Below are 25,742 nucleotides of genomic sequence, written 5' to 3'. Positions count from 1 at the left end.
GTACGATGGGAAACAAATGGAGGGTGCTTTTGATTGTGCTTGTACTGGCACTCGGCGGAGTGCTGGCGGGCTGTAAAGGAACTGATCAGTCTTCGGCTGAAGGCAAAGCTGGCCCAGATTCAAAGGTAAAGCTGTCTTGGATGGCGATTTTGTATCATCAGCAGCCGCCGAAAGACAGGGCGATTAAAGAAATTGAAAAGCTGACAAATACAGAACTCGACATCACCTGGGTTCCAGACGCGGTGAAAGAAGACAGGCTGAATGCAGCGCTTGCAGCCGGGAATCTTCCGCAAATCGTGACCATCCAGGATATTAAAAATTCGTCAGTCATGAATGCCTTTCGGTCAGGAATGTTTTGGGAAATCGGCGATTATATCAAGGATTATCCCAACTTAAACAAAATGAACAAACTCATTAATAAAAATGTGACAATTGACGGCAAGCTCTACGGGATATACAGAGAGCGCCCGCTTTCCAGACAGGGGATCGTCATTCGGAAGGACTGGCTGGACAATTTAAATTTGAAAACCCCGAAAACGTTGGATGAGCTTTATGAAGTGGCCAAAGCATTTACGGAGGACGACCCGGACAAGGATGGGGAAGATAATACGATCGGGCTGGCAGACCGTAATGACTTGATTTACGGCGCGTTTAAAACGATTGGCTCGTATGAAGGCATGCCGACAGATTGGAAGGAATCGGGCGGCAAATTCACGCCTGATTTCATGACACAGGAATACAAAGACACGATGAACTATATGAAAAAGCTGCGTGATAACGGGTATATGAATAAGGATTTTCCCGTCACAAGCAAAACCCAGCAGCAGGAGCTGTTTTCTCAAGGAAAAGCCGGAATTTATATTGGCAATATGGTAGATGCGGTCAATCTGCGCGACCATGCCTCTGATAAATCGATGAAGCTCGAGATCATCAACCGCATAAAAGGCCCAGATGGGAAAGAGCGGGTATGGGCATCAGGAGGCCATAACGGCGTGTTTGCTTTCCCGAAAACGAGTGTGAAAACGGAAGCTGAGCTTAAACGGATCTTGGCGTTTTTTGACCGAATTGCCGAAGAAGATGTCTATAGCCTGATGACTTATGGCATTGACGGCGTTCATTACAACAAAGGTGAGGACAAAACGTTTACACGCAAAGAAAGCCAGGTAAAAGACTGGCAGACTGATATTCAGCCGCTGTCCGCTTTAATTGCCATTGATAAAGCCTACTTAAAAAACACTGGAGATCCGCTTCGGACGGCGTACGAGGAGCTGACCGAGGACAATGAAAAGATTATCGTCTCAAACCCGGCTGAAAGCCTGTATTCCGCATCGGAGTCGGAACGGGGTGATGAACTGAAGAAAATCATTGATGACGCGACCTACAAATATATGATTGGAGACATCACAGAAAGCCAGTTCGATAAAGAAGTGGAAAAATGGGAGTCAAGCGGAGGAAAACAAATTATTCAGGAATACGAAGAAGCGTTTAAACAAGCAAAATAATGTTGGAAAAACCCAAAACGCGCAAGCGGTTTTGGGTTTTTTACATGCTTCTTTTTTGCTGGCGGTAGTTTCCCGGTGTAATCCCCTCCAGCTTCTTAAATGATCTGATAAAATTTTGCGAGTTTTTATATTTCAGCTTTTCGGCAATGTCCTTGACCGCCATGTCTGTTTCGGCAAGCCAGCTTTTTGCCATATGGTGTCGGTAGCTTGAGACATACTCGCTGAATGAAATTCCCATTTCTTTTTTGAAAATGCTGCTTAAATAATTTGGGTTGTAATGCAGCCTGCGCGCGATTTCGTCCAGTGTCAATTCGGATTCAAACTCATGATGGATGATATGAATGATGTTGTCGGAAATATTTTTGTACTGGGCATCCGCGCGGGCGTTCACTTTGTCTGTCATCGGATCAATAAACTCATTCTTTAGCCAGTTTTCGGTATCCTCGAACGTTTTCAGCTCAAAAATTTGGTCATACAGCATTTTGTTTTCTTCAAGCTCAAACAATTCGATCCCGAGCACATGCATCAGCTCAATCACATGGTTCAAAAAACGGGCGATGGCGATTTGAAATTGATACGGGTTGGTGTTCTGGGTGAAAATGGCTTGCAAAATCGCGTGCAGGCATTTATCCGCTTTCTCCTTGTCTCCTGCTTTGACAGCATCGAACAGCTCATGCTGAAGCTGCTTTGGAAAATGGGTTTTGAAGGTTTTTTTCTGGTCAAGGTCTTCGTAAAAGATGATCGACTTGTTTTCCGCTTTCAGCCGATATTTCAACGCTTCTGAGCCTTCCGCATAGGCTGTTTTCGCTTTTGTCAGCACATCAAACGGCTGGCTGATGCCGATGCTGACAGACAGCTGCAGCTCAGCTTCCGCTTTTTCCTGAATCATCCTTGCAGTCTCATTCAGCTCAGCCATGAATTCTTCCTTTGTCCCGCTTTGATTGATCAAAATCGTCGCCTGCTGTTTGTCAACTACGGCGGGGGCAAGATGTTTGTCCGTCGGGATGTTGCGCTCAATCAGGCTGTTGACGGCAAACAAAAGCAGATCCATATCTTTTTTCTCATAAGGCGTATGATTCAGTGTGTCAATTTGGAGCACAAGCAGGGCAAGGTGCCGCCAATTTTGCTTTAAGCCGAGGCTTTCAAAACGGTTATCAACCTCCTCATCCGTCAGTTTTCCAAGCATAAGCCTGACCATAAAATATTGCTGCAGATGAGTGGCCTGCTGCTTCATCGTTTCTTCAAGGTCGTCATTTCTGTCCTTCAGCTGCTTAAAGCTCTGTTCAATTAACTCAAATTCATTTTGAGGAGGCTGTTGTTTCTCTTGTATGGCTCCATGTCTTGCGAATGATTCGTAAAGCACCCTGATCGGCTTGTAAAAATGGCGGGAGCCAAGCCAAGAGAACAGCAATGAAAGCGTTAACAAAATGAGGCATACTGCAAAAGTGATCCAGCCGATTGATTTGGCTTCTTTTTTTAACTCAGGCAGGGAAACGAGAGAAAAATAAGTCCATGCATTATAGTCAGATTTTTGATAGGTGACTTTATAATGAATCCGGTCAATCACTGTTTCAAACTGTCCGCTATTGGCCGTTTGCGCCAGCACTTTTTGGACAAAGCCGTCGTTATGAAGAGATTCACCAACGTCAGACATATTGTTATGAAGGATGATGAGGCCTTTTTCATCGATGATAAACAGGTTGTTGGCGTTTGAATAGCCGGGCATATTTTTGACAAGCGAACAGCTCGGGATGCTTGCGGCGGCCAATCCCTTTGTATTTGTGCTGTTCAAAGGAAGCTGCTTAATTAAATTGATATTGTAGCGGCAGTTTTCTGCTGTGCCTTCTTTGGTTGAAATCAAATGATTGTTTTCCTCAAGCGTCCAATAGGAGCGGCTCGCTTTTTGTTTCGTGTACGCTGAGGCTGCTTCATGAAGAGTGTCTGTATTCAAACGGTACAAACCGGAATTGTTCATGTACCATTTTTTCGTATAACTGACTAACGTCATGTTGGACAGATCGGTATCAAAGCTTTGCAGATAATTGAGCTCTTGGTTCACTTGGTTATAGATTTGAAATTGGTCTGAGTGCAAAGGCTCGGACAATGTGCGAAGGAGAGGCGGCGAACTCACATAGTGGGTTAAAGAGTGATCGACGGTTTTCAATATATGCTCGATGCTTTGCTGGGTCTGCTGGAGTGTGTCGAATTTTTCCTCCGAAACGTTGGAAATAGCCGTTTTCTGAGAGTGCTCGTACGAAAATAATCCGACCAAAATAACCGGAATGGTGCTGAGCAGGCAGAAAAACGTGATCAGTTTGTAGTAAAACTTGTATTGGCTTCTTTTCATAAAACCCCCCATTTCATAACATCCACTTCACCTTAATACAATTAATCCAAAGATTGATAGATATTGTCAATAATCATTTTCTAATATCGGTGTCTTTTTTTCAGGTGGACCGGCTGAACCCTTGATTATAAAGGGATAAAACAGGATGTGATCATATGATTGTAGACGGACTTTTGCCTGCTGCGCTACAGTGAATGCAAGAATCCGTGAAAGGAGGCTAGGAAAAAATGAAAACAGCAGAAGCGCAAGCGCCGGCTGTTGATGCAGTCATTTTTAAAAAAGAAAAAAGAAAGCGCTTACTAATCAAGCTGATTCAACAAAAATATTTGTACTTGATGATTTTGCCGGGGTGTATTTATTTTTTGCTTTTTAAGTATGTCCCGATGTGGGGAATTGTGATTGCGTTTCAGGATTATCAGCCGTTCCTCGGCATTTTGGGCAGTGAGTGGGTGGGGCTGAAGCATTTTATCAGGCTGTTTACTGAGCCTACATTTTTTCTCTTGTTAAAAAACACGCTCGTGTTATTTGCTTTGAACCTGGCCATATTTTTCCCGGTGCCGATACTGCTGGCGCTTCTATTGAACGAAGTGCGGATTGCTCTCTTTAAAAAATTTGTTCAGACGCTGATTTATATCCCGCATTTTATGTCTTGGGTCATTGTTGTATCGCTTTCGTTTGTGCTTTTAACGGTAGACGGAGGCTTGATTAATGAACTGATTGTGTTTTTTGGCGGTGAAAAAATCAATTTTCTGCTGAACGAAGAATGGTTCCGGCCCCTGTATATTCTGCAGGTTATCTGGAGGGAAGCGGGCTGGTCGACGATCATTTATCTGGCGGCCATTACAGCGGTTGACCCCCAGCTGTATGAAGCGGCGAAAATGGACGGAGCGGGACGGCTGCGGCAAATGTGGCATATTACGCTGCCCGCCATTAAAAGCGTTATCGTCGTTTTGCTGATTTTGAAAATCGGAGACACGCTGGAGCTTGGCTTCGAGCATGTGTATTTGCTGTTAAATGCGACTAACAGGGAAGTGGCGGAAATTTTTGATACGTATGTTTATACTGCAGGGCTGAAACAGGGCCAATTCAGCTACAGTACAGCAGTCGGCGTATTTAAAGCGGCGGTCGGGCTGATTTTGGTCATGCTAGCGAATCGTTTGGCGAAGAAATTTGGCGAGGAAGGAATTTATTAGGAAAGGGATGGGATCAATGGATCAATCAATCGCTGTAAAATCGCCTCTTACGTACGCGGAGGCATTGGCAAACACCATTATGAACACGTACACAGTCGAGGAGCTGCCACCTGCAAACCGCTGGCACTACCATCAGGGTGTTTTCTTATGCGGTGTATTGCGGCTGTGGGAAGCAACCGGGGAAAAGCGGTATTTTGAGTATGCGAAGGCTTATGCAGATCTCTTAATCGATGATAATGGCAATCTATTATTTAGAAGAGATGAACTGGACGCCATTCAAGCAGGTCTCATTCTTTTTCCATTATACGAGCAGACGAAGGATGAACGGTATGTCAAAGCGGCAAAAAGGCTGCGCAGCTTATATGGAACACTGAACCGGACGTCTGAGGGCGGTTTTTGGCACAAAGACGGTTATCCTTACCAAATGTGGCTTGACGGCTTATACATGGGGGGGCCGTTTGCACTGAAATATGCCAATCTGAAGCAGGAGACGGAGCTGTTTGATCAGGTTGTGCTTCAGGAGTCATTGATGAGAAAGCATACGAAGGATGCAAAAACCGGACTTTTTTATCACGCCTGGGATGAAGCGAAAAAAATGCCTTGGGCCAATGAAGAGACAGGCTGTTCACCGGAATTTTGGGCACGTTCCATCGGCTGGTACGTCATGTCTCTTGCTGACATGATTGAAGAGCTGCCGAAGAAGCATCCGAACCGTCATGTGTGGAAAAACACGCTGCAGGACATGATTAAAAGCATCTGTCGCTATCAAGACAAAGAGACGGGGTTATGGTACCAGATCGTTGATAAGGGAGACAGGTCTGATAACTGGCTGGAAAGCTCAGGATCCTGTCTGTACATGTACGCAATCGCAAAAGGAATCAATAAAGGCTATCTAGACAGAGCTTACGAAACAACACTGCTAAAAGCGTATCAAGGCTTGATTCAGCATAAAACCGAAACATCAGAAGACGGAGCGTTTCTCGTCAAAGACATATGTGTCGGAACGTCAGCCGGTTTCTATGACTATTATGTCAGCCGCGAAAGAAGCACAAACGATCTGCACGGAGCCGGCGCGTTTATTTTAGCTATGACAGAGCTGGAGCCTCTTTTTAGGTCAGCGGGGAAATGACAAAAAGGATACGTACGGCTTTGTGTGTGATCGTCTCAGTGCTCTTTTTGGCATCATGCTCAAGCAGGCCGGACGGAATGCATGTCATTCTCTTTTCTGATATGCAGGCTGGCGTACAGGAAAAAATAAAAAAGGCCGCCGAGCAGAATGCCGGGAAGGTCGATATCTTTCCAGCTTTTCAGGAAAAACTGCTGACTGAAATTACCGCCCATGAGGGAGATGTTTTCATCGTGCCTGAAGACATGTTTCAAGCTTACGATGATCCGGAAAATTTTCAGCCGTTAAACGGATTGCCTCCTGAAAAAACATCTCCTTATACAACTGTTAATAAAAAAACAGGAGAAAAAACGATCTATGCCGTTCAGATCGAAAAAGGGAAAAAACAGCTGAACGGCTATTCTTTTCAATTGAATCGCGATATGGCGGCGTTTATCCCTGTGTATGCTGAAAAAACAGAGGAAGCGCTGCAGCTGATTTCTCAACTAACTGAAGCCCGATAGAGGTGAGGATATTGAAGAACATCGTCTTTTGCGGATTGAGCAGCAGAGCATTCAGTATGTTTATCAAACCACTGATGGAGCGGTTTTCAACTCATTATGAGATTACGGGATTGCTGGATGCCGATCCGAAACGTTTTGCCGTTTGCAAGAAGAAATTTCCCGAGCTGGCCCACGTGCCTGAGTTTAGCGAAGATGCTTTTGACGAGATGATGCGCGTCTCAAAGCCTGATATCGTCATTGTGGCAGGCAGGGACGATACGCATGTCGCATATATTGTAAAAAGCCTTCAGTGGAATACAGATGTGATTACTGAAAAACCAATGGTGACAACAGTGCAGGATGCGAATCGGGTGCTTGAAGCGGAGGCCAAAAGCGAAGGAAAAGTCACCGTCGCGTTTAACTATCGCTACAGCCCGTTTCATCGGAAAATAAAAGAAATGATTCTGGACGGAAAAATAGGCAGGGTCACTTCTGTTGATTTAAATTGGTATATTGATACGTATCATGGCGCCAGCTATTTTAAACGCTGGAACAGGTCGAGACAGTTTTCCGGCGGTCTTTCTGTCCATAAATCAACACATCACTTCGATCTCGTCAATTGGTGGCTCGGGCAAAATCCGGAAGAGGTATTTGCTTATGGCGCCTTGAATTACTATGGGCCGGACAGTGAGTGGAACCCCTTGCCGGAAGAAGACGGGCGTTTTTGCGGGACGTGCCGTGTTAAAGAAAAATGCCACTACTATTCAAGGTGGCATCCCCGTTCCTCTAAAGCTTCTATAAAGGATGATCATCTTGAAGCAGGAGACCAGTCCAGCTTATATACTGCATACAGGCCTGACGCGTGTATTTTTGACGAGGAAATTGACATCGAGGATACGTACGTGGCGGCAGTCAAATATGATGGCGGCGCACTGTTAAGCTACTCGATTATTTTTTCGGCCCCGTATGAAGGCTACCGGCTGACGATCAACGGCACAAAAGGACGTATTGAATCAAATGAATTTCACGAACCTTCCAGAATTCCGTTTGCTTTTCCTGAGCAGACAATCGAATACTATCCGCTTTTTGAATCAAAGCAGACGATACAAGTGGTCAAAAATGAAGGGGGGCATGGCGGAGGTGATCCGCTTTTGCTTGAGGATCTTTTTTTAGGGAAAGACCCGCTGCGCCGCTATGATATTTTAGCCGGGGCTGAAGCTGGAGCCTACTCCATCGCGGTTGGTGAGGGAATGTGGCGCTCGGTTGCCGAAAAGAAGCCGATCGGCATGAAAGAGCTTTTTCAGATGCAGAATGTATAATGCAAAAAAGGAGGGGGCGCCATGGAACATGATGGCTCACTGGGACGGATGCTGCGTTTTTGCGAATGGATTATGAGATTTGCGTATACAAACTTGCTGTGGCTGTTTTTTACGTTGCTCGGTCTCGGCGTGTTTGGCATCATGCCCGCGACCGCGGCTTTATTCGCTGTCATGCGGAAGTGGATCCAGGGGCAGGACAACGTTCCGGTGCTCAAAACGTTTTGGCAGGAATACAAGGGTGAATTTTTTCGTTCAAATCTGCTCGGCGCTGTACTGGCGCTCATCGGAGTGATCATTTATATTGATTTGGCCTTAATTTATCCAAGTCATTTCCTTCTGCACATCCTGCGCTTCGCCATTATGATATTTGGCTTTTTGTTCGTATCCATGCTTTTTTATGTGTTTCCGCTGCTTGTCCATTTTGACTGGAAAAAACGTCTGTATGTGAAATTTTCGCTCTTGCTCAGTGTGGCGTATTTGCAATATACGCTTACTATGCTTGCGCTGACTGTTGCTCTCTTTTTCTTGCTTGCGTACCTGCCGGGCATTGTCCCTTTTTTCAGCGTCAGCCTTATCAGCTACTGCCATATGCGCATTGTTTATGCCGTGCTGCTGAAAGTGGAGCAGCACGGCGGCGAGCCACAGAGGAAATCCCATATACGGAAAGCTTTTTATCCGGAAACGAGATAATCATCATTTCTCTATCATAACGCTGTTCCAAACGGAATAGATTGATAGAGAAAGGAGAGCGGATAAAATGCTGAAGGTAGCGGTATTTGATGAAGAGCATGAAAAAGACTTACAAACGGAAATCAATTCATTTTTAAAAGGGATATCGGAGGAGCAGCTGATAGATATCAAATATACGGTTTCGGCGGCGTGCGACCCAGACGGCGAGCAGCTTTACTGTTTTTCCGCCCTTATTTTATATCGCAAATAAAAAGATCTTTCCGCAGGCGCGGAAAGATCTTTTTTGTTAATATGCTTTTTTCACTCTTGGACTTCTTGGTTTATCGAGTTTCTCCGCTTTTTTGATCTCTCTTCTTTCTTTTGAGAGCGATTGATAGAGAGAGGCAATCATCAGCAGGATAACGATAGAAAACGGCAGCGCTGCCAGAATCGCTGTGTTCTGCAAAGCGGCAAGCCCTCCGGAATATAGGAGCACAGCCGCCATGGCGGACTGAATGATACCCCAGCTGAGTTTCACAGAATTCGCCGGATTTAAAGAACCGTACGACGTCTGCATGCCCAGCACGAATGTAGCTGAATCAGCTGACGTGATAAAGAATACTGCGATCAGAATCAATGCAAGGATCGATGTCACCATTGTCAGCGGATAGTGATCAAGTGTTCCGAACAGCATCGTTTCAGTGGACAGCTTTGCTACATTGAACGCGCCTTTTTGCTGGAGATCCATGGCTGATACGCCGAAAATGGAGAACCATAGAAATGTCAAAATACAAGGTGTCACCAAGACGCCGATTAAAAATTCGCGGATCGTCCGGCCTCTGGATACACGGGCGATGAAAATGCCGACAAATGGAGACCAGGAAATCCACCATGCCCAATAGAAAATCGTCCAGCTGTTAATCCATTCGCGTTTTTCAGGATCGTTCGGTGTCAGTCTGAAGCTCATTTGAACGATATTTTGAATGTATTGTCCGATAGAATCTGTAAATGAGTTCATTATCAGCACTGTAGGCCCGACAACGAGCATAAACAACATTAACAATCCGGCCAATACCATGTTTGTGTTGCTTAAATACTTAATTCCTTTTCCGAGTCCGCTCCACGCAGAAAGTAAAAAGAGCACTGTCACAATAATGATTAAAACCAATTGGACGATAAACGCATTCGGAATGCCGAACAGGTAATTCAAACCGCCGTTAATTTGGGTTGCGCCAAGACCAAGACTTGTTGACACCCCGACAACAGTGGCGAAAACTGCAATACAGTCAATGGCCTTTCCGATCGGTCCGTTTACTTTATCCCCGAGAATCGGTGACAGTGTGCTGCTGATTAACCCGGGTGCGCCTTTGCGGAATTGGAAATAGGCAATGCATAATGCCACAATGGCATAAATGGCCCAAGCGTGCAAACCCCAGTGGAAAAACGTATAGCGGAGTGCATCTCTGAAGGCTTGGGGGGTTTCTGTTTCACCTGATGGAGAGCTAATTGCGTAATGGCTGATCGGTTCAGCCGCACCGTAGAATACTAAGCCGATTCCCATGCCTGCGCTGAACAGCATGGCAAACCATGATAATAACCCGAATTCCGGTTTTTCATCAGGCTTTCCGAGTTTGATTTTTCCGATCGGGCTGAAAATCAAAAAGAGACAAAACCCGACAAACAAAGAGACAACTAAAAGATAATACCAACCAAATGAATCGGTAATAAATGCTTGTGCCGATTGAGACACATTTTGCAGGCTGTCAGGAGAAATAACACCCCATAATACAGCTGCAGCTGTGATTGCAATCACAATCCAAAATACACTAGATATATGTTTCAACATTTCTCACCCTCTAATTTTTTGTGTACGCCTATATCTTGCTCGCAGGCTTAGTATGGTCGTACGATGGCAGCTCATTCCTCTCTTAAAATTACCCCGCAATCAGGTGAAACAAAACAAGTCTCACCCTAACATGAATGCGGGGAATGTTCAAATGTGAGTTTGGCGGCAAGAGATTTAAAGAGTAATGATTAAGAACGGGCGTATTGCCCGGCATTTAGCCCTGCAAGCCTGCCTGTGACAAGGGCGGAGGTAATATTGTATCCGCCTGTGTAGCCGTGGATATCCAGAATTTCACCGCAAAAATAAAGCCCCTCCATTTTTTTAGAAGCCATCTTTTTCGGGTCAATTTCTTTTACAGATACCCCGCCTCCCGTGACAAATGCCTTATCAAGCGACAGTGTGCCATTTGCGAGGACAGTAAACTGCTTGCAGTCCCTTACAAATTGTCTGAAAGGATCCTTCGGCAGCTCAGAAAACGATACGTTCGGAGAGATGCCGTTTTTTTCGAGCAGGAATAGGAGATAGCGCTCCTGCATCCAAGGCTTCAGCACGTTTTTAATGGTTTTTTTCGGTGCTTCCTTCAGTTCTTTATACATCTTTTGGAAAAGCGTTTCTTCATTGATATCCGGATACAAGTCGATTCTGATCGGCACTTGAGGCTGTTTTTTCAGCTCTTTTACGACAAATTGGCTGCATCTGAGAATGGCAGGTCCTGAGAGGCCGAAATGGGTAAACAGCATGTCCATTTTATGTGTGATAATCGGTTTGCCTTTTTTATTTAACACACTGACGGCTACATCTCTTAGTGATAAGCCCTGAAGTGTTTTTTGCTTAATGAACGGTTCAGCAGAAGTGACGGGAACCTCTGTCGGAAACAGCTCTGTTATGGTATGGCCCGCGGCTTCAGCCCATTCATAGCCGTCTCCCGTGCTTCCGGTATGAGGCACGCTTTTACCGCCTACAGCGATAATGACTGCCTGGCTATGGATCATTTCGCCATTATTCGTCACAATCCCTGCTGCCTGTCCATCTTCATATAAAACAGATTTAATTTTCTCGTTCGTTCTGATTGTTACGCGGAGCTGCTTCAGCCTGTTTAACAGCGCGTCAACGACACTTTGGGCTTTGTCGGTCACAGGAAACATCCGGCCGTGATCCTCTTCCTTCAATTGAATGCCGAGGTTTTCAAAAAACTTGATAATGTCCTCATTATTAAATTCAGAAAACGCGCTGTATAAAAAACGCCCGTTGCCGGGGATGTGCTTGATAATTTCTTCCACAGGAAGGCGGTTCGTCACATTACAGCGGCCGCCCCCGGAAATCGCGAGTTTCCGTCCTAATCTATTTCCTTTATCTATCAGCAACACGCCAGCGCCCTGTTCTCCTGCTGCAATCGCAGCCATCAAGCCTGAAGGGCCTCCGCCGATTACGATTACGTCATATTGTTTCATCTTTATCATCAACTTTCTTTTCATTTCGTGTGCGGACACCCCGTCCGCAGTACTATTATAGCGAAAGAAAGCCGCTCCTTAAACGTCTTTTGCCGCGGACATGAATGTTCACAGGATTGCTTTTGTATTTATTACCGTCTAAATGCCCAGTTGTGGTAAAATAGAAAAGTTGAATCTTCGTAGAAAATGGTGATGAAGAAACATGTCAAGCAAACTGTTAAGAGGCACGTTTGTATTAACGCTCGGTACATATATATCGCGGATTCTGGGGATGGTCTATTTAATTCCCTTCAGCATTATGGTCGGGGCGACAGGCGGTGCATTATTTCAATACGGATACAACCAATACACTTTATTTTTGAATATTGCTACGATGGGCTTTCCGGCCGCTGTTTCTAAATTTGTTTCCAAATATAATTCAAAAGGGGATTATGAGACAAGCAGGAAAATGCTCAAGGCGGGCATGTCGGTTATGCTCGTCACAGGAATGATAGCCTTTTTCATTCTGTATCTATCGGCTCCGATGTTTGCGGAAATATCGCTAGGAGGCAAGGATAATAACGGCCTGACAATTGATCATGTCGTTTATGTCATCCGCATGGTCAGCTTAGCGCTTTTGGTCGTACCGATAATGAGCCTTGTCCGCGGATTCTTTCAAGGGCACCAAATGATGGGTCCGACAGCTGTTTCCCAAGTCGTTGAACAGATTGTCCGCATCATCTTTCTATTGAGTGCGACATTCTTGATTTTGAAGGTTTTCAACGGCGGCCTTGTCATCGCTGTGGGCTATGCAACCTTCGCAGCGCTGATCGGTGCCTTCGGAGGGCTGGTCGTGCTTTATATTTATTGGAACAAACGGAAGGGCAGCCTGCTGGCGATGATGCCGAATACGGGTCCGACAGCAAACCTAAGCTACAAGAAAATGTTTTTCGAGCTGTTCAGCTATGCTGCTCCGTACGTTTTTGTCGGACTAGCCATCCCTTTGTATAACTATATTGATACAAATACGTTTAACAAAGCGATGATTGAAGCCGGTCATCAAGCCATCAGCCAGGACATGCTTGCGATTCTAACCCTGTATGTTCAGAAGCTCGTGATGATCCCGGTTTCCCTAGCAACTGCTTTTGGACTGACATTAATTCCAACGATTACTGAATCGTTTACAAGCGGAAACTATAAGCTGTTAAATCAGCAGATTAATCAAACGATGCAGACGATCCTGTTTTTAATTATTCCGGCTATTGTCGGGATCTCTCTATTGTCAGGACCGACGTATACGTTCTTTTACGGGTCAGAGAGCCTTCATCCTGAACTGGGGGCAAACATTTTGCTTTGGTATTCGCCTGTCGCAATTCTGTTCTCTTTGTTTACAGTCAACGCAGCTATTCTGCAGGGCATCAATAAGCAAAAATTTGCGGTTGTCAGCCTTGTGATCGGTGTCGTGATCAAGCTTGTGCTGAATGTTCCGCTGATCAAGCTGATGCAGGCTGACGGAGCGATTTTAGCGACGGCGCTTGGATATATCGCTTCCCTTTTATATGGGTTTATCATGATTAAGCGCCATGCAGGCTATTCGTATAAGATACTTGTTAAACGAACTGTTTTGATGCTGGTCTTATCAGCCATTATGGGTATTGCCGTGAAAATCGTGCAGTGGGTATTAGGCTTCTTTATTTCCTATCAGGATGGCCAGATGCAAGCTGCGATTGTTGTGGTGATCGCGGCCGCTGTTGGCGGAGCTGTCTACCTGTATTGCGGCTACCGATTAGGATTTTTGCAGAAAATTTTAGGCCGCCGTTTGCCAGGTTTCTTAAGGAAAGGCAGACATGCAGGCTGATGAACTAGATATGATGAAACTGAGGGCTCGCATGCTGCGGGCTTTCTTTTATAAAGGAGAGATTGGGAATGAGACTTGATAAGCTGCTTGCCAACAGCGGGTATGGTTCCAGAAAAGAAGTCAAAGCCGTTGTGAAGGCTGGAGCCGTGATGATCGACGGCAAACCTGCCAAAGATGTAAAGGAGCACGTTGATCCTGATACGCAGGAGGTGACCGTATACGGGGAACCGGTTGATTATCGAGAGTTCATTTATCTTATGATGAATAAACCGCAGGGCGTGCTGTCGGCGACTGAGGACAGCCGGCAGCAAACAGTGGTCGATCTGCTGACGCCGGAGGAGATGAGATTTGAGCCATTTCCAGCCGGCAGGCTTGATAAAGATACAGAGGGCTTTTTGCTGCTCACAAATGACGGCCAGCTCGCACATCGGCTCCTTTCTCCTAAAAAGCATGTTCCAAAAACGTATGAAGTCCATTTAAAATCACAGATTTCTCGGGAAGACATTTCCGATTTGGAAACGGGTGTCTACATAGAGGGCGGCTATAAAACAAAGCCGGCAAAAGCGGAAATCAAAACAAACGACAGTGGCAATACCGTTATATATCTGACAATTACAGAAGGAAAATACCATCAGGTCAAGCAAATGGCAAAGGCAGTCGGCAATGAAGTGGTTTATCTGAAGCGGCTTTCGATGGGACGCGTTTCCCTAGATCCCGCTCTGGCACCCGGAGAATACCGTGAGCTGACAGAGGAAGAGCTTCATTTGCTAAATGAGCCGCAAGCATGACAAAAACCCCGCATACCGAATGCGGGGTTTTATTTATAAGCACACAAAAACAAGGCTCAGTAGTTTCTTCGCCCTGTTATCTATCGGACCGCTCTCAGGCGGCCCTATGTAATTTTCAATTTATGAGGTAATCTTTACTTTCTTTCTCGTTGTCTCCCACTTGCCACGGCTTGGACTATGAACAAGATCATTATATGCCAACACATTTAAGTCTCTTTGAATCGTTCTAGGTGTAATGCCGAATTCGTCAACCAGTTCCTGTGTTGTCACAAGACCTTTTTCTTGAATAAACATGTAAACTGATTTGATTCGAGTTAGCATACGGTTTGTTGAAGGTTTCAAAAAACCACTCCCTATCATAAGATCGGATGGACTTGACTAACCACAACTCACGACTATCAACTGCGTACGAAATAGCAACAAAGGCAGACATCTGTAATTGTTAAAATAATTCGCCCTCATTATACACGATATTGCAGTGATGAATCTAGGGATAACTCCTATTAATTTTTTCCAATTTCGCGTTGGGCAGCCATCCTTGTTGGATTACTATGTATTTCGGCTCAATATTATTATGGTTAAAGAAACTTTTTTTATTCTATTTCGTAGTAAATTTTGGAGGTGAGTGAGTTTTGACAAATTTGCTTGAAGCTTCAATAGAACAGGCCGGGTATACAAGCCGAAAAAAAGTGCTCACCGATGTTTTTCTGGAAGTCAGAAAAGGGGAACTGGTTGGACTGATCGGAGCTAACGGCGCAGGAAAAAGCACCGCAATCAAGGCGATACTCGGCCTTTCAGAAGATTTTAAAGGGCATATTGCCTGGAACGACTGTTCATTTGCATATATTCCGGAGCATCCGTCCTTCTACGAAGAACTGACGCTGTGGGAGCATTTGGATCTGATCAGCACACTTCACGGCATTGAAGAGAGTGAATTTGCGCATCGGGCCCAAAGCCTGCTGCAGACGTTTTCGCTAGATCATGTCAAACATGAGCTGCCTGTCACCTTTTCGAAGGGCATGCAGCAAAAACTAATGCTTATCCAGGCCTTTCTCTCTAAGCCGGATATGTATGTGATTGATGAACCGTTTATCGGCCTTGATCCGATATCGACGAAACGCTTTGTGGACATGCTTAAGGCTGAAAAAGAACGTGGAGCCGGAATTCTTATGTGCACGCATGTACTCGATACCGCGGAAAAAATCTGTGACCGGTTTTATATGATTGAGAAAGGTTCATTATTTCTCCAAGGCACGTTAAAAGATATTCAGGACAAGACCGGATTAGAGGGGCAGTCATTGCTTGACTGTTTTTATAAGGCAGTTCAAGGTGATGGGCTATGAACGGGCGTACGCTCTTTTTTCGAAGGCTGTTTGACTATTATAAGTATCAGTTTAAAGTGTTGCATGCGGTCATTGACTGGACAGTCGCTCTCTATATCGTTTTGCCGGCGATTGCTTTTGTCATCTATCAGTATATTGATTTGATGAACGGAAGAGGCCTTCTTTATGAGTGGTCTGAAGTGGCGGAATGGAGATGGCTGTATGCTGTGTGTGTGCTGATCATGTTTACAGGTTCGATTCGCACATTTTTAATGGAAGCGGACAAAGTGTTTTTGTTGCAAAAGAAAGAAATCATCTATCAGCTCAAACGGTACGCGCTTTTGTATTCTTTTCTCGTCACGCTGGCTAAATGGCTGCTTCTCTTTTTTATTGTCCTTCCCCTTATCAGTCATTCTGTTCACATCACATTCGCAGAAAGCACTGCTCTATTGTGTTATTTGTTTGGCCTTCATATATTCTTTTTATCCTTAAAGCAAGACAGGATCAGAAAGCCGCGCTCTATTTCGAGATGGATTGGCGATATCCTTGTCAGAGCTATTCTTTTTGCTGGTTCTGCTATCCTGATTGTTTTTACTGAGCGGCATTTGCTTGCGCTTTTTGGCATTTTATTTTTGCTTTTCTCAGTTATCGGCAGTTTGAAAAAGACGGCTTCGTTCACGGCTTTTGAAGCTGAGGTGACTGAAGAGAAAAAAAGCAGGCTTGCCCTTGCAGGACTTGTGATGATGATGAGTCAGGAGGCGGGAATGCCAAAAGTAAAAGACAGGATGAGAAGAAAACCATTATTATACCGAAATTCAAAAAGGATATTTAAAAGACGAACGATCTGCACAGGCTATAAGGAGTTGTTTTTTAAAGTTATGCTGAGGAATGGCGAGTATGCAAGGCAGATGTACATGCTACTGTCAGCTTTCACTGTTCTCATATTTGTTTCCCCAATTTGGCTGAAGGTGATTGCGCTGCTGGTATACACAGGGGTTTGCCGTTATATCCTGACGCTTATTTTTGACAAGGTCATGGATGCCCCTTTTTTAATTGGCACCGATAAGGAAAGTGATGAATATTATCGGGCCAGAAAAAGCTGTATCAACATCCTGCACTATGCGTTTGCCGCCTGTTGTTTTTTAGCGGCCGCTGTCTCTTTATTGTTTACATAAAAAACCCAAACGGCGACGTTTGGGTTTTTTGGTCTATCCTTATAAAATAAACAGCTGGATGAAAAACAGAATGGCGAAAACGATGACGAGCGGATGAATCTCTCTCCATTTTCCCCGCGCCGCTTTTACAATTGGGTACGAAATAAAGCCAAGCGCGATTCCTGTAGAAATGCTCGAGGTCAAAGGCATGGCTAGAATGACGAGAAACGCAGGAAATGCCTCGTCCATCTCTTTCCAGTTCATATTGGAAACTGAGCCCATCATCAGGCTGCCGACGATAATCAAAGCAGGCGAGGTGATGGCGGCTATACCTGACAAGGCGCTGACAAGCGGACTGAAAAACATTGAAGCCGCAAACATCACCGCGACAGTCAAAGCCGTAAGCCCCGTTCTTCCCCCGGCTGCGACACCGGCGGAAGACTCGATAAATGCAGTCGTCGGACTTGTGCCGAAAACAGCTCCTACTGTCGTCGCGGTTGAATCAGCAAGCAGCGCTTTTCGCACGTTCGGCAGCTTGTTGTTTTTCATCAGCCCGGCTTGCTCGGCAACTCCGATCATCGTGCCTGTCGTATCAAAAATGGTGACTAATAGAAAAGAAAAGACGACAGCGTACAGGCCGTGATGAATGACATCGCCAAAAGCGGTAAATGGATTTGAGATCATCAATCCTTCCGGCAAATGAGGAAGCGACATAAATCCCTTTGAAAAATGGAGCTGACCGGTGAAAAAGGCGATCAAAGCGGTAGCTGCCATTCCGATAAATAAAGCGCCGCTTACATTCAGCACCATCAGGACCACGCTGATCAAAAGGCCGACCAGCGTTAAGATAACACCAGGTGAATGCAGATTGCCGAGAGTGACCAGGTTTGACTCATCAGCTGCCACAATTCCCGCTTGACGCAAACCGATAAAAGCAATAAACAGCCCGATCCCTGTTGTGATCCCGTATTTTAAATTGTTTGGAATCGCTTCTATAAGTTGTTTTCTTAAAGGCGTTAACGATAGAATAATGAAGAGAACCCCTGCTGTAAATACTGCGCTGAAAGCTGTTGCGTACGTGATGCCGCCATCGCTTGCGCTTACGACATGAAAGGCTAAATAAGCGTTCAAGCCCATGCCGGGCGCAATAGCAATCGGATAATTTGCTGCCAGGGCCATCCACAGCGTTCCGACAATGGAGGCAATAATCGTTGCGGTGAAAACCTGGTCGAAAGGAACCCCGGCGTTAGCCAGAATGACCGGATTGACCACGACGATATAGACCATTGTGAAAAAGGTCGTCAGCCCTGCTATGATTTCTTGCTTTATGGATGTTTGCTGCTCTTTTAGATGAAACATAGTATCCTCCAATTACGAACGTTTTAACAAAACACCATTAATATTATTCGTTTTATTTGGTTTTTGCAAGTCATTTCTTGCGGAAAGGGGATCATTATGAACTGGGAAGTTGAAGTGATCAGAAAAAAAGAGGATTTAATTCGTGATACACAGGAATTTTTGAGAATCAACAGTGTCATGGACGAAACAACCGCCGGACCCGGTAAACCGTTTGGAGAAGGGGTAAATGCCAGCCTGACTTCATTGCTGGAGCTTGGAGAAAAAGAAGGCTTTACAACAAAAAATCTTGACGGCTTCGCAGGTCATATTGAATGGGGGGAGGGCGATGACATTATCGGCGTACTTTGCCATGTTGACGTCGTGCCGCCGGGAGATGGGTGGACGAGTGATCCATTTTCAGCTGAAATCCGCAACGGACGGATTTATGCAAGGGGCGCCATTGATGACAAAGGCCCGACAATGGCGGCATTCTACGCGCTGAAAATCGTGAAAGACATGAATTTGCCCCTGTCCAAGCGAGTCAGAATGATTATCGGAACAGATGAAGAAAGTGATTGGAGATGCGTAGAGCATTATTTCAAGCATGAAGAAATGCCAACAATGGGCTTTGCGCCTGACGCCGATTTTCCGATCATTAATGCGGAAAAAGGGATCATCGATGCTTCTTTACTTATTCCGCACCGCCCAAATCAAGCTGAACCAAAGGCAGTGCTTGTCTCGTTTCAATCAGGCCTTCGCTTAAACATGGTGCCCGACGCTGCGGAAGCTGTCATTGAAGGGCCGAAAAATGAAGAGATTCTGTCTTCATTTAAAGACATGCTCCGCACGACGGACCAAAAAGGGGAAGCTGCAATAGAGAACGGACAGCTCATTTTGCGTATGTACGGTCTTTCCTGCCATGCGATGGAACCGAACAATGGGATCAATGCCGGCATTTTATTGTGCGAATTTCTCCAGCAGACTGAGCTTGACGATGCAGGAAAGCGGTTTGTGCAAGTTGTGACAGATAAGTTCTCAGGTGATACAAGAGGAAAAAAACTGGACATCGACTGTGAGGATGAAATCAGCGGAGAGCTGACATTAAATGTCGGAACACTGCGCTATAAAGAAGGGCAAGGAGGCGAGCTCGGGATCAATATCCGCTATCCTGTGACAGCAGAAAGCAAAGTGATCCGCGATACATTCGAAAGCGCATCTGAATTTGAGCTGGGAGAATTCAAAGACAGCAAGCCGCATCACGTGTCCGCAGATCATCCGTTAGTCAAAACCCTGCAAAAGGTTTATGAAGGCCAGCTGGGTAAAAAAGCTGATTTAATCTCAATCGGCGGGGGGACTTATGCGAGATCCTTAAAAGCCGGTGTCGCGTTCGGCCCGCTGTTCCCCGGACGCCCTGACAGCGCACACCAAAAGGATGAATATATCGAAATTGATGACCTGCTGAGATCGACAGCGTTATATGCTCAGGCCATTTACGAGCTTGCAAAATAAAAGGACCGGCTTCTGCTGAAGCCAGTCCTTTTTTTAAATAAATGACCATAAATCAGTTGATAAGTACCGTTCTCCTGTATCAGCTGTCATGCAGACCACAACTTTGTCAGGAGAGAGGCGTTTCGCTGTTTCGATTGCCGCGAAGCAGGCAGCGCCTGATGAAGGACCGACAAGAATTCCTTCTTCAGCAGCAAGCCGTCTTGTCGTCGTATACGCGTCTTCATCAGAGATTTTGATAATTTCATCATAAACGTCTTCATTTAAAATCGGCGGTATAAAGCCTGGGCTCGTTCCTACAAGTTTATGCGCGCCAGGTTTTCCGCCGGATAATACAGGCGAACCCGCTGGCTCAACAACATGAACCGTGATATCCGGAAAAAGCTCTTTGAGCGCCTCACCTGTTCCGGTAATGGTTCCGCCCGTTCCAGAGGAGGCTACAAAAGCGCCGAGCGGTTTTCCGATTTCCTCTATTGCCCGGGCGATTTCAGGCGCTGTTGTTTTTCGGTGCGCATCAGGATTAGCAGTGTTATCGAACTGCATTGGAATATAGCTGTTCGGAATTTGTTCGGCAAGCTCCTTCGCTTTTTTGATGCTGCCCGGCATTCTTTCCTCTCCGGGAGTTAATACAACCTCTGCACCGTAAGCTTTAAGTAGGTTGATCCGTTCCTTCGTCATCGTATCAGGCATAACTAAGATTGCTTTATATCCGCGTGCTGCCGCATTCATGGCGAGCCCGATGCCGGTATTTCCGCTTGTCGGCTCTATAATAACTGATCCCGGCTTGAGTAAACCGTTTTGTTCAGCTTCTATGATCATTTGATAAGCGGCTCTGTCTTTCACACTGCCGCTCGGATTGAAAAATTCAAGCTTTAAATAGACTTGTGCCGCATTTTCCGGCTGAAGCCGATTCAATCTCACTAGCGGTGTATCTCCTATCAGATCAGCTGTGTTTGCAACGATTTTCAACATTGTCATTCCTTTCTGAATAAAACAAGTGTCATATAATATCCTAACATAATAAACGTTTGTGCGAGAGTGTTTTCATACACTGTTCCTCTATCCGCACAGCCTCTTTATTGATAAAATAATAGCTGTCAAAGAAGGGAGTGTCAGACGGATGCCAGATATACGGCCTCATTATTTCATCGGCGTTCCCATACCTGAGGGAATTGCAAATCCGATCTACCAGGCTGCGAAAAACGAACCGATATTGACGTTTCAAAAATGGGTGCACCCGCTTGACTATCATATCACGTTAATTTTTCTCGGAGCGGCGGATGAGACACAAATAAAGAAGCTTGAAGGTTCGCTAGCAGAGATTGCTTCAGAAATTGATCCATTTTCAATTAAGTTTGGCAAGATAGATGTATTCGGCGACCGCAGAAAGCCGCGCGTTTTACATCTGGAGCCAAAGAAAAACAAAACGCTTGATAGACTGCGGGAACATACGAAGCAGGCTGTACTTCAGGCCGGCTTTCAAGTGGAAAAAAGACCGTATCATCCTCATATGACGCTGGCAAGAAAATGGACAGGCGAAGATGGATTTCCAGCTCATGTTCCGTTTGAAAGCGGCGAGGTTTCGATGATGGCTGAACGATTTTCGCTCTTTCAAATACACTTGAACCAATCACCAAAATACGAGGAAATATTCAAATTTCAATTATCTTAATTCATTGCGGAGTGGAGAAACAAACATGGCACAAATCATCAAAATTCATGATTATATATCGAGATATGAGCTTGATCCGTACCATTATATCAACCAGTTTGTACGTTTGAAAAAAGAGCGCTGGCTTTCACTAGTAGAAGCAGCGGAGCGCCAGCATGAAGAAAGGCAAGCCAGTGCTGAAGAACCGGAACCGGTGCAGAAACGAAAAAAATTTTCATTGAAAAGAAGAAAAGAAGAGATAAAAGCCGATATACAAGAAGAGAGACACCAATGGTTTGAGGACGAAGAAGATATTCATGTAAGGCTCCCGAAGAGCAGGGTGGCGCTTGCTTCTTTTTATAAAAGGCATTTATATGATTTTCAGCTCAAATGGGCAAGCTCTACTCTTTCAGAAATATCTCAACTCTCAAACCAAGTGAAGCAGGACCGCATTTTGCGTTATCTGACCCAGCAGCTGCCTGATTCTTATTTTATTATGTATAAGCCTGTGCTGAAAATTCAGCAGGCGGCGGTTGAATTAAGCATTGTGATTATTTCTCCTCTGGAAATTTATTGCGTTTCTTTTTTAGAGGCTGAGGAAGACAGTGTCTACATAGGGTCTAAAAATCGTTTTTGGGACAAGAAAACAGCCTCTCAGACTGCATCAGTGTTAAATCCAGGGCTTAGCCTGTTTCGTACGGACTCGGTTGTGTCAAAGATCGTAAAGGAAAAACAGGCTGAGATTCCGGTTCGAAAATTGCTTCTGAGCAGAACGTCGTACATCGATTACCCGGAGCCGCCATACGGCTTAGAAATAGCGGATAAGCGGAGCGCGGAAGAATGGATTGAGCGGCAGAAGAAAAACACTGCTCCGATCAAACATCATCAGGTAAAGGCTGCAAAGGCTCTATTGTCTTACTGCATGTCTGACTCCTATCGCAGACAGGAGTGGCTGGAGTAAAAGAGAACGATTTGAGCGGTTTTCTCATAACATAAGCAGGTGAGAAAGATGAGCCATTGGTTTTTTATTATTAATCCGACAGCAGGACATCGAAACGGCCTGCGTGTTTGGAAGTCCATTCAAAAAGAATTGATCAAACGAAAGGTTGAGCACCGTTCATTTTTAACTGAACATCCGGGACACGCCGAGGTGCTCGCCAGACAGATTTCAACGATACAGGAATATAAGCTGAAGCGCCTGATCGTCATTGGCGGAGACGGAACCATGCATGAAGTTGTCAACGGGCTGAAAGATGTTGACGATATTGAGCTGAGCTTTGTGCCGGCGGGCGCGTATAATGATTTTTCGCGAGGGTTCTCTATTAAAAAAATCGATCTGATACAGGAAATCAAGAAGGTAAAGCGCCCGTTAACAAGAACCTTTCATTTAGGGAGCGTCAATTTCCTTCAGGATAAATCACAGATTCTTTATTTTATGAATCATATCGGGATCGGGTTTGACGCATATGTCAATAAAAAGGCGATGGAATTTCCGTTGAGACGGGTTTTTCTTTTTCTCCGCCTTCGATTTCTTGTGTATCCGCTTTCTCATTTGCACGCTTCGGCAACCTTTAAGCCGTTTACGTTAGCTTGTACGACGGAAGACGAGACGCGCGAATTTCATGATGTCTGGTTTGCCGTTGTATCCAACCATCCGTTTTACGGGGGAGGCATGAAGGCGGCGCCCCTAGCAAATCCGCGCGAGAAGACATTTGATATCGTAATCGTTGAAAACCAGCCGTTTTTGAAAAAATATTGGCTTTTATGTCTCATGGCATTTGGAAAACATACAAAGATGGATGGCGTTACGATGTTTAAAGCGAAGGACATTACATTTTACACGAAGGACAAAATCCCGTTCCATGCTGACGGAGAAATCATGGGCACTACCCCGTTTCGTCTGGCATCTAGTCCTTCACCCCTAAGAATCAAAACATAAACGTGTTTGGAGGAGAGAGCTTCCGATGGTCAGCATCCGCCGCAGCTTCGAAGCGTATGTCGATGACATGAATATCATTACTGTTCTGATTCCTGCTGAACAAAAGGAAATCATGACACCGCCGTTTCGGCTTGAGACAGAAATAACAGATTTTCCTCTGGCTGTCAGGGAGGAATACTCCCTTGAAGCAAAATACAAGTACGTCTGCGTATCCGACCATCCTGTGACATTTGGAAAAATCCATTGCGTCAGAGCATCCAGCGGCCACAAAACGGATCTCCAAATTGGCGCGGTCATCCGGACGGCAGCGTTTGATGACGAATTTTATTATGACGGAGAGCTGGGCGCCGTTTATACCGCGGATCATACCGTATTTAAAGTATGGGCGCCTGCTGCAACCTCAGCTGCTGTCAAGCTTTCACACCCCAATAAAAGCGGGCGCACATTCCAAATGACTCGCTTGGAAAAAGGCGTCTATGCCGTTACGGTCACAGGTGACCTTCACGGATATGAGTATTTGTTTTGCATCTGCAACAATTCAGAATGGATGGAAACAGTTGACCAGTATGCCAAGGCTGTGACTGTAAATGGAGAGAAGGGCGTCGTCTTGCGCCCGGATCAAATGAAATGGACTGCTCCTCTTAAACCATTCTCACACCCTGTGGATGCCGTCATCTATGAGACGCATCTTCGCGACTTCTCCATCCATGAAAACAGCGGCATGATAAACAAGGGAAAATACTTAGCGCTGACGGAAACTGATACACAAACCGCAAATGGCAGTTCTTCGGGATTAGCGTATGTAAAAGAGCTTGGTGTGACACATGTGGAGCTTCTGCCGGTGAATGATTTTGCCGGAGTTGATGAAGAGAAGCCGCTTGATGCATACAATTGGGGATATAACCCGCTTCATTTCTTTGCCCCGGAGGGAAGCTATGCCTCAAATCCTCATGATCCTCAAACGAGAAAAACAGAGCTGAAACAAATGATCAATACCCTGCATCAGCACGGTCTGCGAGTCATTCTGGATGTTGTTTTTAACCATGTGTATAAGAGGGAGAATTCCCCCTTTGAAAAGACAGTGCCCGGTTATTTTTTCCGGCACGACGAATGTGGGATGCCATCAAACGGCACCGGCGTTGGCAATGATATTGCATCAGAAAGAAGGATGGCAAGAAAATTCATTGCGGATTGCGTGGTCTATTGGCTTGAAGAATACAATGTTGACGGCTTCCGCTTTGATCTCCTCGGGATTTTAGATATTGACACCGTGCTTTATATGAAAGAGAAAGCAACTAAGGCAAAGCCCGGAATCCTGCTTTTTGGAGAAGGGTGGGACCTGGCTACACCGCTGCCGCATGAACAGAAAGCTGCTTTGGCGAACGCGCCAAGAATGCCGGGCATCGGCTTTTTTAATGATATGTTTCGTGACGCTGTAAAAGGGAACACCTTTCACCTTAAGGCAACAGGGTTTGCGCTCGGCAACGGTGAATCAGCACAAGCTGTGATGCATGGAATTGCCGGGTCTTCCGGATGGAAGGCATTAGCACCGATTGTTCCGGAACCAAGCCAGTCCATCAATTATGTCGAATCACACGACAATCACACCTTTTGGGATAAAATGAGCTTTGCGCTTCCTCAAGAAAATGACAGCCGAAAGCGAAGCAGGCAAAGGCTTGCAGCCGCGATTATTTTGCTTGCCCAAGGGGTGCCGTTTATTCACAGCGGCCAGGAATTTTTCCGGACGAAGCAGGGAGTGGAAAACAGCTATCAATCCAGTGACAGCATCAACCAGCTCGACTGGGATCGCCGTGAAACATTCAAAGAAGATGTTCACTATATCCGCAGGCTGATCTCGCTGAGAAAAGCGCATCCTGCATTCCGTCTTAGGTCCGCTGCAGACATCCAGCGCCATCTTGAATGCTTGACGCTAAAAGAACACCTTATCGCATACAGGCTTTATGATCTTGACGAGGTTGACGAATGGAAAGATATCATTGTTATCCATCACGCGAGTCCAGACTCCGTCGAGTGGAGGCTGCCAAACGACATACCTTATCGGCTTTTATGTGATCCATCAGGATTTCAGGAAGACCCAACAGAAATCAAGAAAACGGTTGCAGTAAACGGCATCGGAACGGTTATCTTATATTTAGCATCAGATCTTAAGAGTTTTGCTTGACGAAGTTTGTGCTATAGCGCTAAAATTTAAAGGACGGCTATTGATTAGCATATGAGACTCTCAATAGCTGTCTTTTTTATTTTTATACGA

General features: G+C 45.3%; 22 protein-coding genes. 16 read left to right on the top strand and 6 right to left on the bottom strand.

Annotated elements, in window-relative coordinates:
* Positions 1–5: 5 nt before the first annotated feature.
* Entirely contained in the window at positions 6–1,502 is a 1,497-nt protein-coding gene (locus bslm_RS14625; RefSeq protein ID WP_046381271.1) for an extracellular solute-binding protein, read from the top strand.
* Between the two features lie 40 nt (positions 1,503–1,542).
* On the opposite strand, the gene bslm_RS14620 is transcribed toward bslm_RS14625, so the two are convergent.
* On the bottom strand, positions 1,543–3,861 hold the full coding sequence (locus bslm_RS14620) for a helix-turn-helix domain-containing protein (protein WP_009968004.1): 2,319 nt from the start codon (positions 3,859–3,861) through the stop codon (positions 1,543–1,545).
* A gap of 215 nt (positions 3,862–4,076) precedes the next feature.
* Between bslm_RS14620 and rmgP the strand changes: the two genes are divergently transcribed.
* From rmgP to bslm_RS14590, 6 genes are all read left to right on the top strand, one after another.
* The gene (gene rmgP, locus bslm_RS14615) at positions 4,077–5,042 is read left to right on the top strand and encodes a polygalacturonan/rhamnogalacturonan ABC transporter permease (RefSeq protein WP_003229209.1); all 966 of its coding nucleotides are present in this window, start codon (positions 4,077–4,079) and stop codon (positions 5,040–5,042) included.
* 7 nt (positions 5,043–5,049) lie between these two features.
* Positions 5,050–6,171 (top strand): unsaturated rhamnogalacturonyl hydrolase, encoded by a 1,122-nt coding sequence (gene rmgQ / locus bslm_RS14610; RefSeq protein WP_014906487.1) that lies wholly within the window; start codon positions 5,050–5,052, stop codon positions 6,169–6,171.
* Positions 6,168–6,671 (top strand): rhamnogalaturonan transport/degradation protein RmgS, encoded by a 504-nt coding sequence (gene rmgS / locus bslm_RS14605; RefSeq protein ID WP_010886596.1) that lies wholly within the window; start codon positions 6,168–6,170, stop codon positions 6,669–6,671. The genes rmgQ and rmgS overlap by 4 nt, the downstream gene beginning before the upstream one ends.
* Before the next feature lie 11 nt (positions 6,672–6,682).
* Positions 6,683–7,969, top strand: a complete 1,287-nt coding sequence (locus bslm_RS14600) for a Gfo/Idh/MocA family protein (RefSeq protein WP_009968003.1) — start codon at positions 6,683–6,685, stop codon at positions 7,967–7,969.
* A gap of 21 nt (positions 7,970–7,990) precedes the next feature.
* Complete coding sequence (locus bslm_RS14595) at positions 7,991–8,659, top strand: YesL family protein (RefSeq protein ID WP_003229218.1); 669 nt, start codon at positions 7,991–7,993, stop codon at positions 8,657–8,659.
* Between the two features lie 67 nt (positions 8,660–8,726).
* The gene (locus bslm_RS14590) at positions 8,727–8,909 is read left to right on the top strand and encodes a sporulation protein Cse60 (protein WP_003223398.1); all 183 of its coding nucleotides are present in this window, start codon (positions 8,727–8,729) and stop codon (positions 8,907–8,909) included.
* Between the two features lie 36 nt (positions 8,910–8,945).
* On the opposite strand, the gene opuD is transcribed toward bslm_RS14590, so the two are convergent.
* Together opuD and bslm_RS14580 are read right to left on the bottom strand one after the other, a co-directional pair.
* A complete protein-coding gene (gene opuD / locus bslm_RS14585) occupies positions 8,946–10,484 on the bottom strand; it encodes a glycine betaine transporter OpuD (protein WP_003229220.1) in 1,539 nt (512 codons plus the stop codon).
* A 188-nt stretch (positions 10,485–10,672) separates the two neighbouring features.
* The gene (locus bslm_RS14580) at positions 10,673–11,935 is read right to left on the bottom strand and encodes a BaiN/RdsA family NAD(P)/FAD-dependent oxidoreductase (RefSeq protein ID WP_082098094.1); all 1,263 of its coding nucleotides are present in this window, start codon (positions 11,933–11,935) and stop codon (positions 10,673–10,675) included.
* A gap of 202 nt (positions 11,936–12,137) precedes the next feature.
* On the opposite strand from bslm_RS14580, the gene murJ reads away from it, so the two are divergent.
* Both murJ and bslm_RS14570 read left to right on the top strand, forming a co-directional pair.
* Positions 12,138–13,772, top strand: coding sequence for a lipid II flippase MurJ (gene murJ, locus bslm_RS14575; RefSeq protein ID WP_046381269.1), 1,635 nt, complete (start codon positions 12,138–12,140; stop codon positions 13,770–13,772).
* Between the two features lie 68 nt (positions 13,773–13,840).
* A complete protein-coding gene (locus bslm_RS14570; protein WP_003229226.1) occupies positions 13,841–14,560 on the top strand; it encodes a pseudouridine synthase in 720 nt (239 codons plus the stop codon).
* A 120-nt stretch (positions 14,561–14,680) separates the two neighbouring features.
* On the opposite strand, the gene bslm_RS14565 is transcribed toward bslm_RS14570, so the two are convergent.
* A complete protein-coding gene (locus tag bslm_RS14565; protein ID WP_003152337.1) occupies positions 14,681–14,902 on the bottom strand; it encodes a DeoR family transcriptional regulator in 222 nt (73 codons plus the stop codon).
* 290 nt (positions 14,903–15,192) lie between these two features.
* Here bslm_RS14565 and bslm_RS14560 point away from each other — a divergent pair, with 290 nt between their 5' ends.
* Both bslm_RS14560 and bslm_RS14555 read left to right on the top strand, forming a co-directional pair.
* The gene (locus tag bslm_RS14560; RefSeq protein ID WP_046381268.1) at positions 15,193–15,903 is read left to right on the top strand and encodes an ABC transporter ATP-binding protein; all 711 of its coding nucleotides are present in this window, start codon (positions 15,193–15,195) and stop codon (positions 15,901–15,903) included.
* A complete protein-coding gene (locus bslm_RS14555) occupies positions 15,900–17,057 on the top strand; it encodes an ABC transporter permease (protein ID WP_046381267.1) in 1,158 nt (385 codons plus the stop codon). The genes bslm_RS14560 and bslm_RS14555 overlap by 4 nt, the downstream gene beginning before the upstream one ends.
* Before the next feature lie 39 nt (positions 17,058–17,096).
* Here bslm_RS14555 and pbuO read toward each other — a convergent pair whose 3' ends face one another.
* Positions 17,097–18,395 (bottom strand): hypoxanthine/guanine permease PbuO, encoded by a 1,299-nt coding sequence (gene pbuO / locus bslm_RS14550; RefSeq protein WP_003229234.1) that lies wholly within the window; start codon positions 18,393–18,395, stop codon positions 17,097–17,099.
* Positions 18,396–18,491: 96 nt separating this feature from the next.
* Here pbuO and pepV point away from each other — a divergent pair, with 96 nt between their 5' ends.
* A complete protein-coding gene (gene pepV, locus bslm_RS14545; RefSeq protein ID WP_004399126.1) occupies positions 18,492–19,883 on the top strand; it encodes a dipeptidase PepV in 1,392 nt (463 codons plus the stop codon).
* 33 nt (positions 19,884–19,916) lie between these two features.
* Here pepV and cysK read toward each other — a convergent pair whose 3' ends face one another.
* On the bottom strand, positions 19,917–20,852 hold the full coding sequence (cysK, locus tag bslm_RS14540; protein WP_003229237.1) for a cysteine synthase A: 936 nt from the start codon (positions 20,850–20,852) through the stop codon (positions 19,917–19,919).
* 148 nt (positions 20,853–21,000) lie between these two features.
* Between cysK and thpR the strand changes: the two genes are divergently transcribed.
* The 4 genes from thpR to pulA are packed head-to-tail and all read left to right on the top strand — an operon-like array spanning position 21,001 to position 25,652.
* Positions 21,001–21,552: an RNA 2',3'-cyclic phosphodiesterase gene (gene thpR, locus bslm_RS14535; protein ID WP_003229239.1), complete on the top strand. Its 552-nt coding sequence runs from the start codon at positions 21,001–21,003 to the stop codon at positions 21,550–21,552.
* Positions 21,553–21,577: 25 nt separating this feature from the next.
* Positions 21,578–22,492: a hypothetical protein gene (locus bslm_RS14530; protein WP_003229241.1), complete on the top strand. Its 915-nt coding sequence runs from the start codon at positions 21,578–21,580 to the stop codon at positions 22,490–22,492.
* Positions 22,493–22,540: 48 nt separating this feature from the next.
* Positions 22,541–23,470 carry a diacylglycerol kinase family lipid kinase gene (locus bslm_RS14525; RefSeq protein ID WP_003229243.1) on the top strand — a complete coding sequence of 310 codons (930 nt, stop codon included), beginning with the start codon at positions 22,541–22,543 and terminating at the stop codon, positions 23,468–23,470.
* A 25-nt stretch (positions 23,471–23,495) separates the two neighbouring features.
* Complete coding sequence (gene pulA / locus bslm_RS14520) at positions 23,496–25,652, top strand: type I pullulanase (protein WP_003229246.1); 2,157 nt, start codon at positions 23,496–23,498, stop codon at positions 25,650–25,652.
* Positions 25,653–25,742: the final 90 nt, after the last annotated feature.

The sequence above is a fragment of the Bacillus sp. LM 4-2 genome (assembly GCF_000978495.1).
Lineage (GTDB): Bacteria > Bacillota > Bacilli > Bacillales > Bacillaceae > Bacillus > Bacillus subtilis.
Note: the sequence above shows the minus strand (reverse complement) of the source record. Positions and strands in the feature narration are given on the sequence as shown.

Coding starts and splice junctions, on each gene's coding strand:
- bslm_RS14580 (WP_082098094.1), bottom strand. CDS start 11,935: ATGAAACAATATGACGTAATCGTAATCGGCGGAGGCCCTTCAGGCTTG.
- bslm_RS14625 (WP_046381271.1), top strand. CDS start 6: ATGGGAAACAAATGGAGGGTGCTTTTGATTGTGCTTGTACTGGCACTC.
- bslm_RS14525 (WP_003229243.1), top strand. CDS start 22,541: ATGAGCCATTGGTTTTTTATTATTAATCCGACAGCAGGACATCGAAAC.
- bslm_RS14595 (WP_003229218.1), top strand. CDS start 7,991: ATGGAACATGATGGCTCACTGGGACGGATGCTGCGTTTTTGCGAATGG.
- rmgQ (WP_014906487.1), top strand. CDS start 5,050: ATGGGATCAATGGATCAATCAATCGCTGTAAAATCGCCTCTTACGTAC.
- bslm_RS14570 (WP_003229226.1), top strand. CDS start 13,841: ATGAGACTTGATAAGCTGCTTGCCAACAGCGGGTATGGTTCCAGAAAA.
- pulA (WP_003229246.1), top strand. CDS start 23,496: ATGGTCAGCATCCGCCGCAGCTTCGAAGCGTATGTCGATGACATGAAT.
- cysK (WP_003229237.1), bottom strand. CDS start 20,852: ATGTTGAAAATCGTTGCAAACACAGCTGATCTGATAGGAGATACACCG.
- murJ (WP_046381269.1), top strand. CDS start 12,138: ATGTCAAGCAAACTGTTAAGAGGCACGTTTGTATTAACGCTCGGTACA.
- pbuO (WP_003229234.1), bottom strand. CDS start 18,395: ATGTTTCATCTAAAAGAGCAGCAAACATCCATAAAGCAAGAAATCATA.
- rmgS (WP_010886596.1), top strand. CDS start 6,168: ATGACAAAAAGGATACGTACGGCTTTGTGTGTGATCGTCTCAGTGCTC.
- bslm_RS14620 (WP_009968004.1), bottom strand. CDS start 3,861: ATGGGGGGTTTTATGAAAAGAAGCCAATACAAGTTTTACTACAAACTG.
- bslm_RS14555 (WP_046381267.1), top strand. CDS start 15,900: ATGAACGGGCGTACGCTCTTTTTTCGAAGGCTGTTTGACTATTATAAG.
- rmgP (WP_003229209.1), top strand. CDS start 4,077: ATGAAAACAGCAGAAGCGCAAGCGCCGGCTGTTGATGCAGTCATTTTT.
- pepV (WP_004399126.1), top strand. CDS start 18,492: ATGAACTGGGAAGTTGAAGTGATCAGAAAAAAAGAGGATTTAATTCGT.
- thpR (WP_003229239.1), top strand. CDS start 21,001: ATGCCAGATATACGGCCTCATTATTTCATCGGCGTTCCCATACCTGAG.
- bslm_RS14590 (WP_003223398.1), top strand. CDS start 8,727: ATGCTGAAGGTAGCGGTATTTGATGAAGAGCATGAAAAAGACTTACAA.
- bslm_RS14530 (WP_003229241.1), top strand. CDS start 21,578: ATGGCACAAATCATCAAAATTCATGATTATATATCGAGATATGAGCTT.
- opuD (WP_003229220.1), bottom strand. CDS start 10,484: ATGTTGAAACATATATCTAGTGTATTTTGGATTGTGATTGCAATCACA.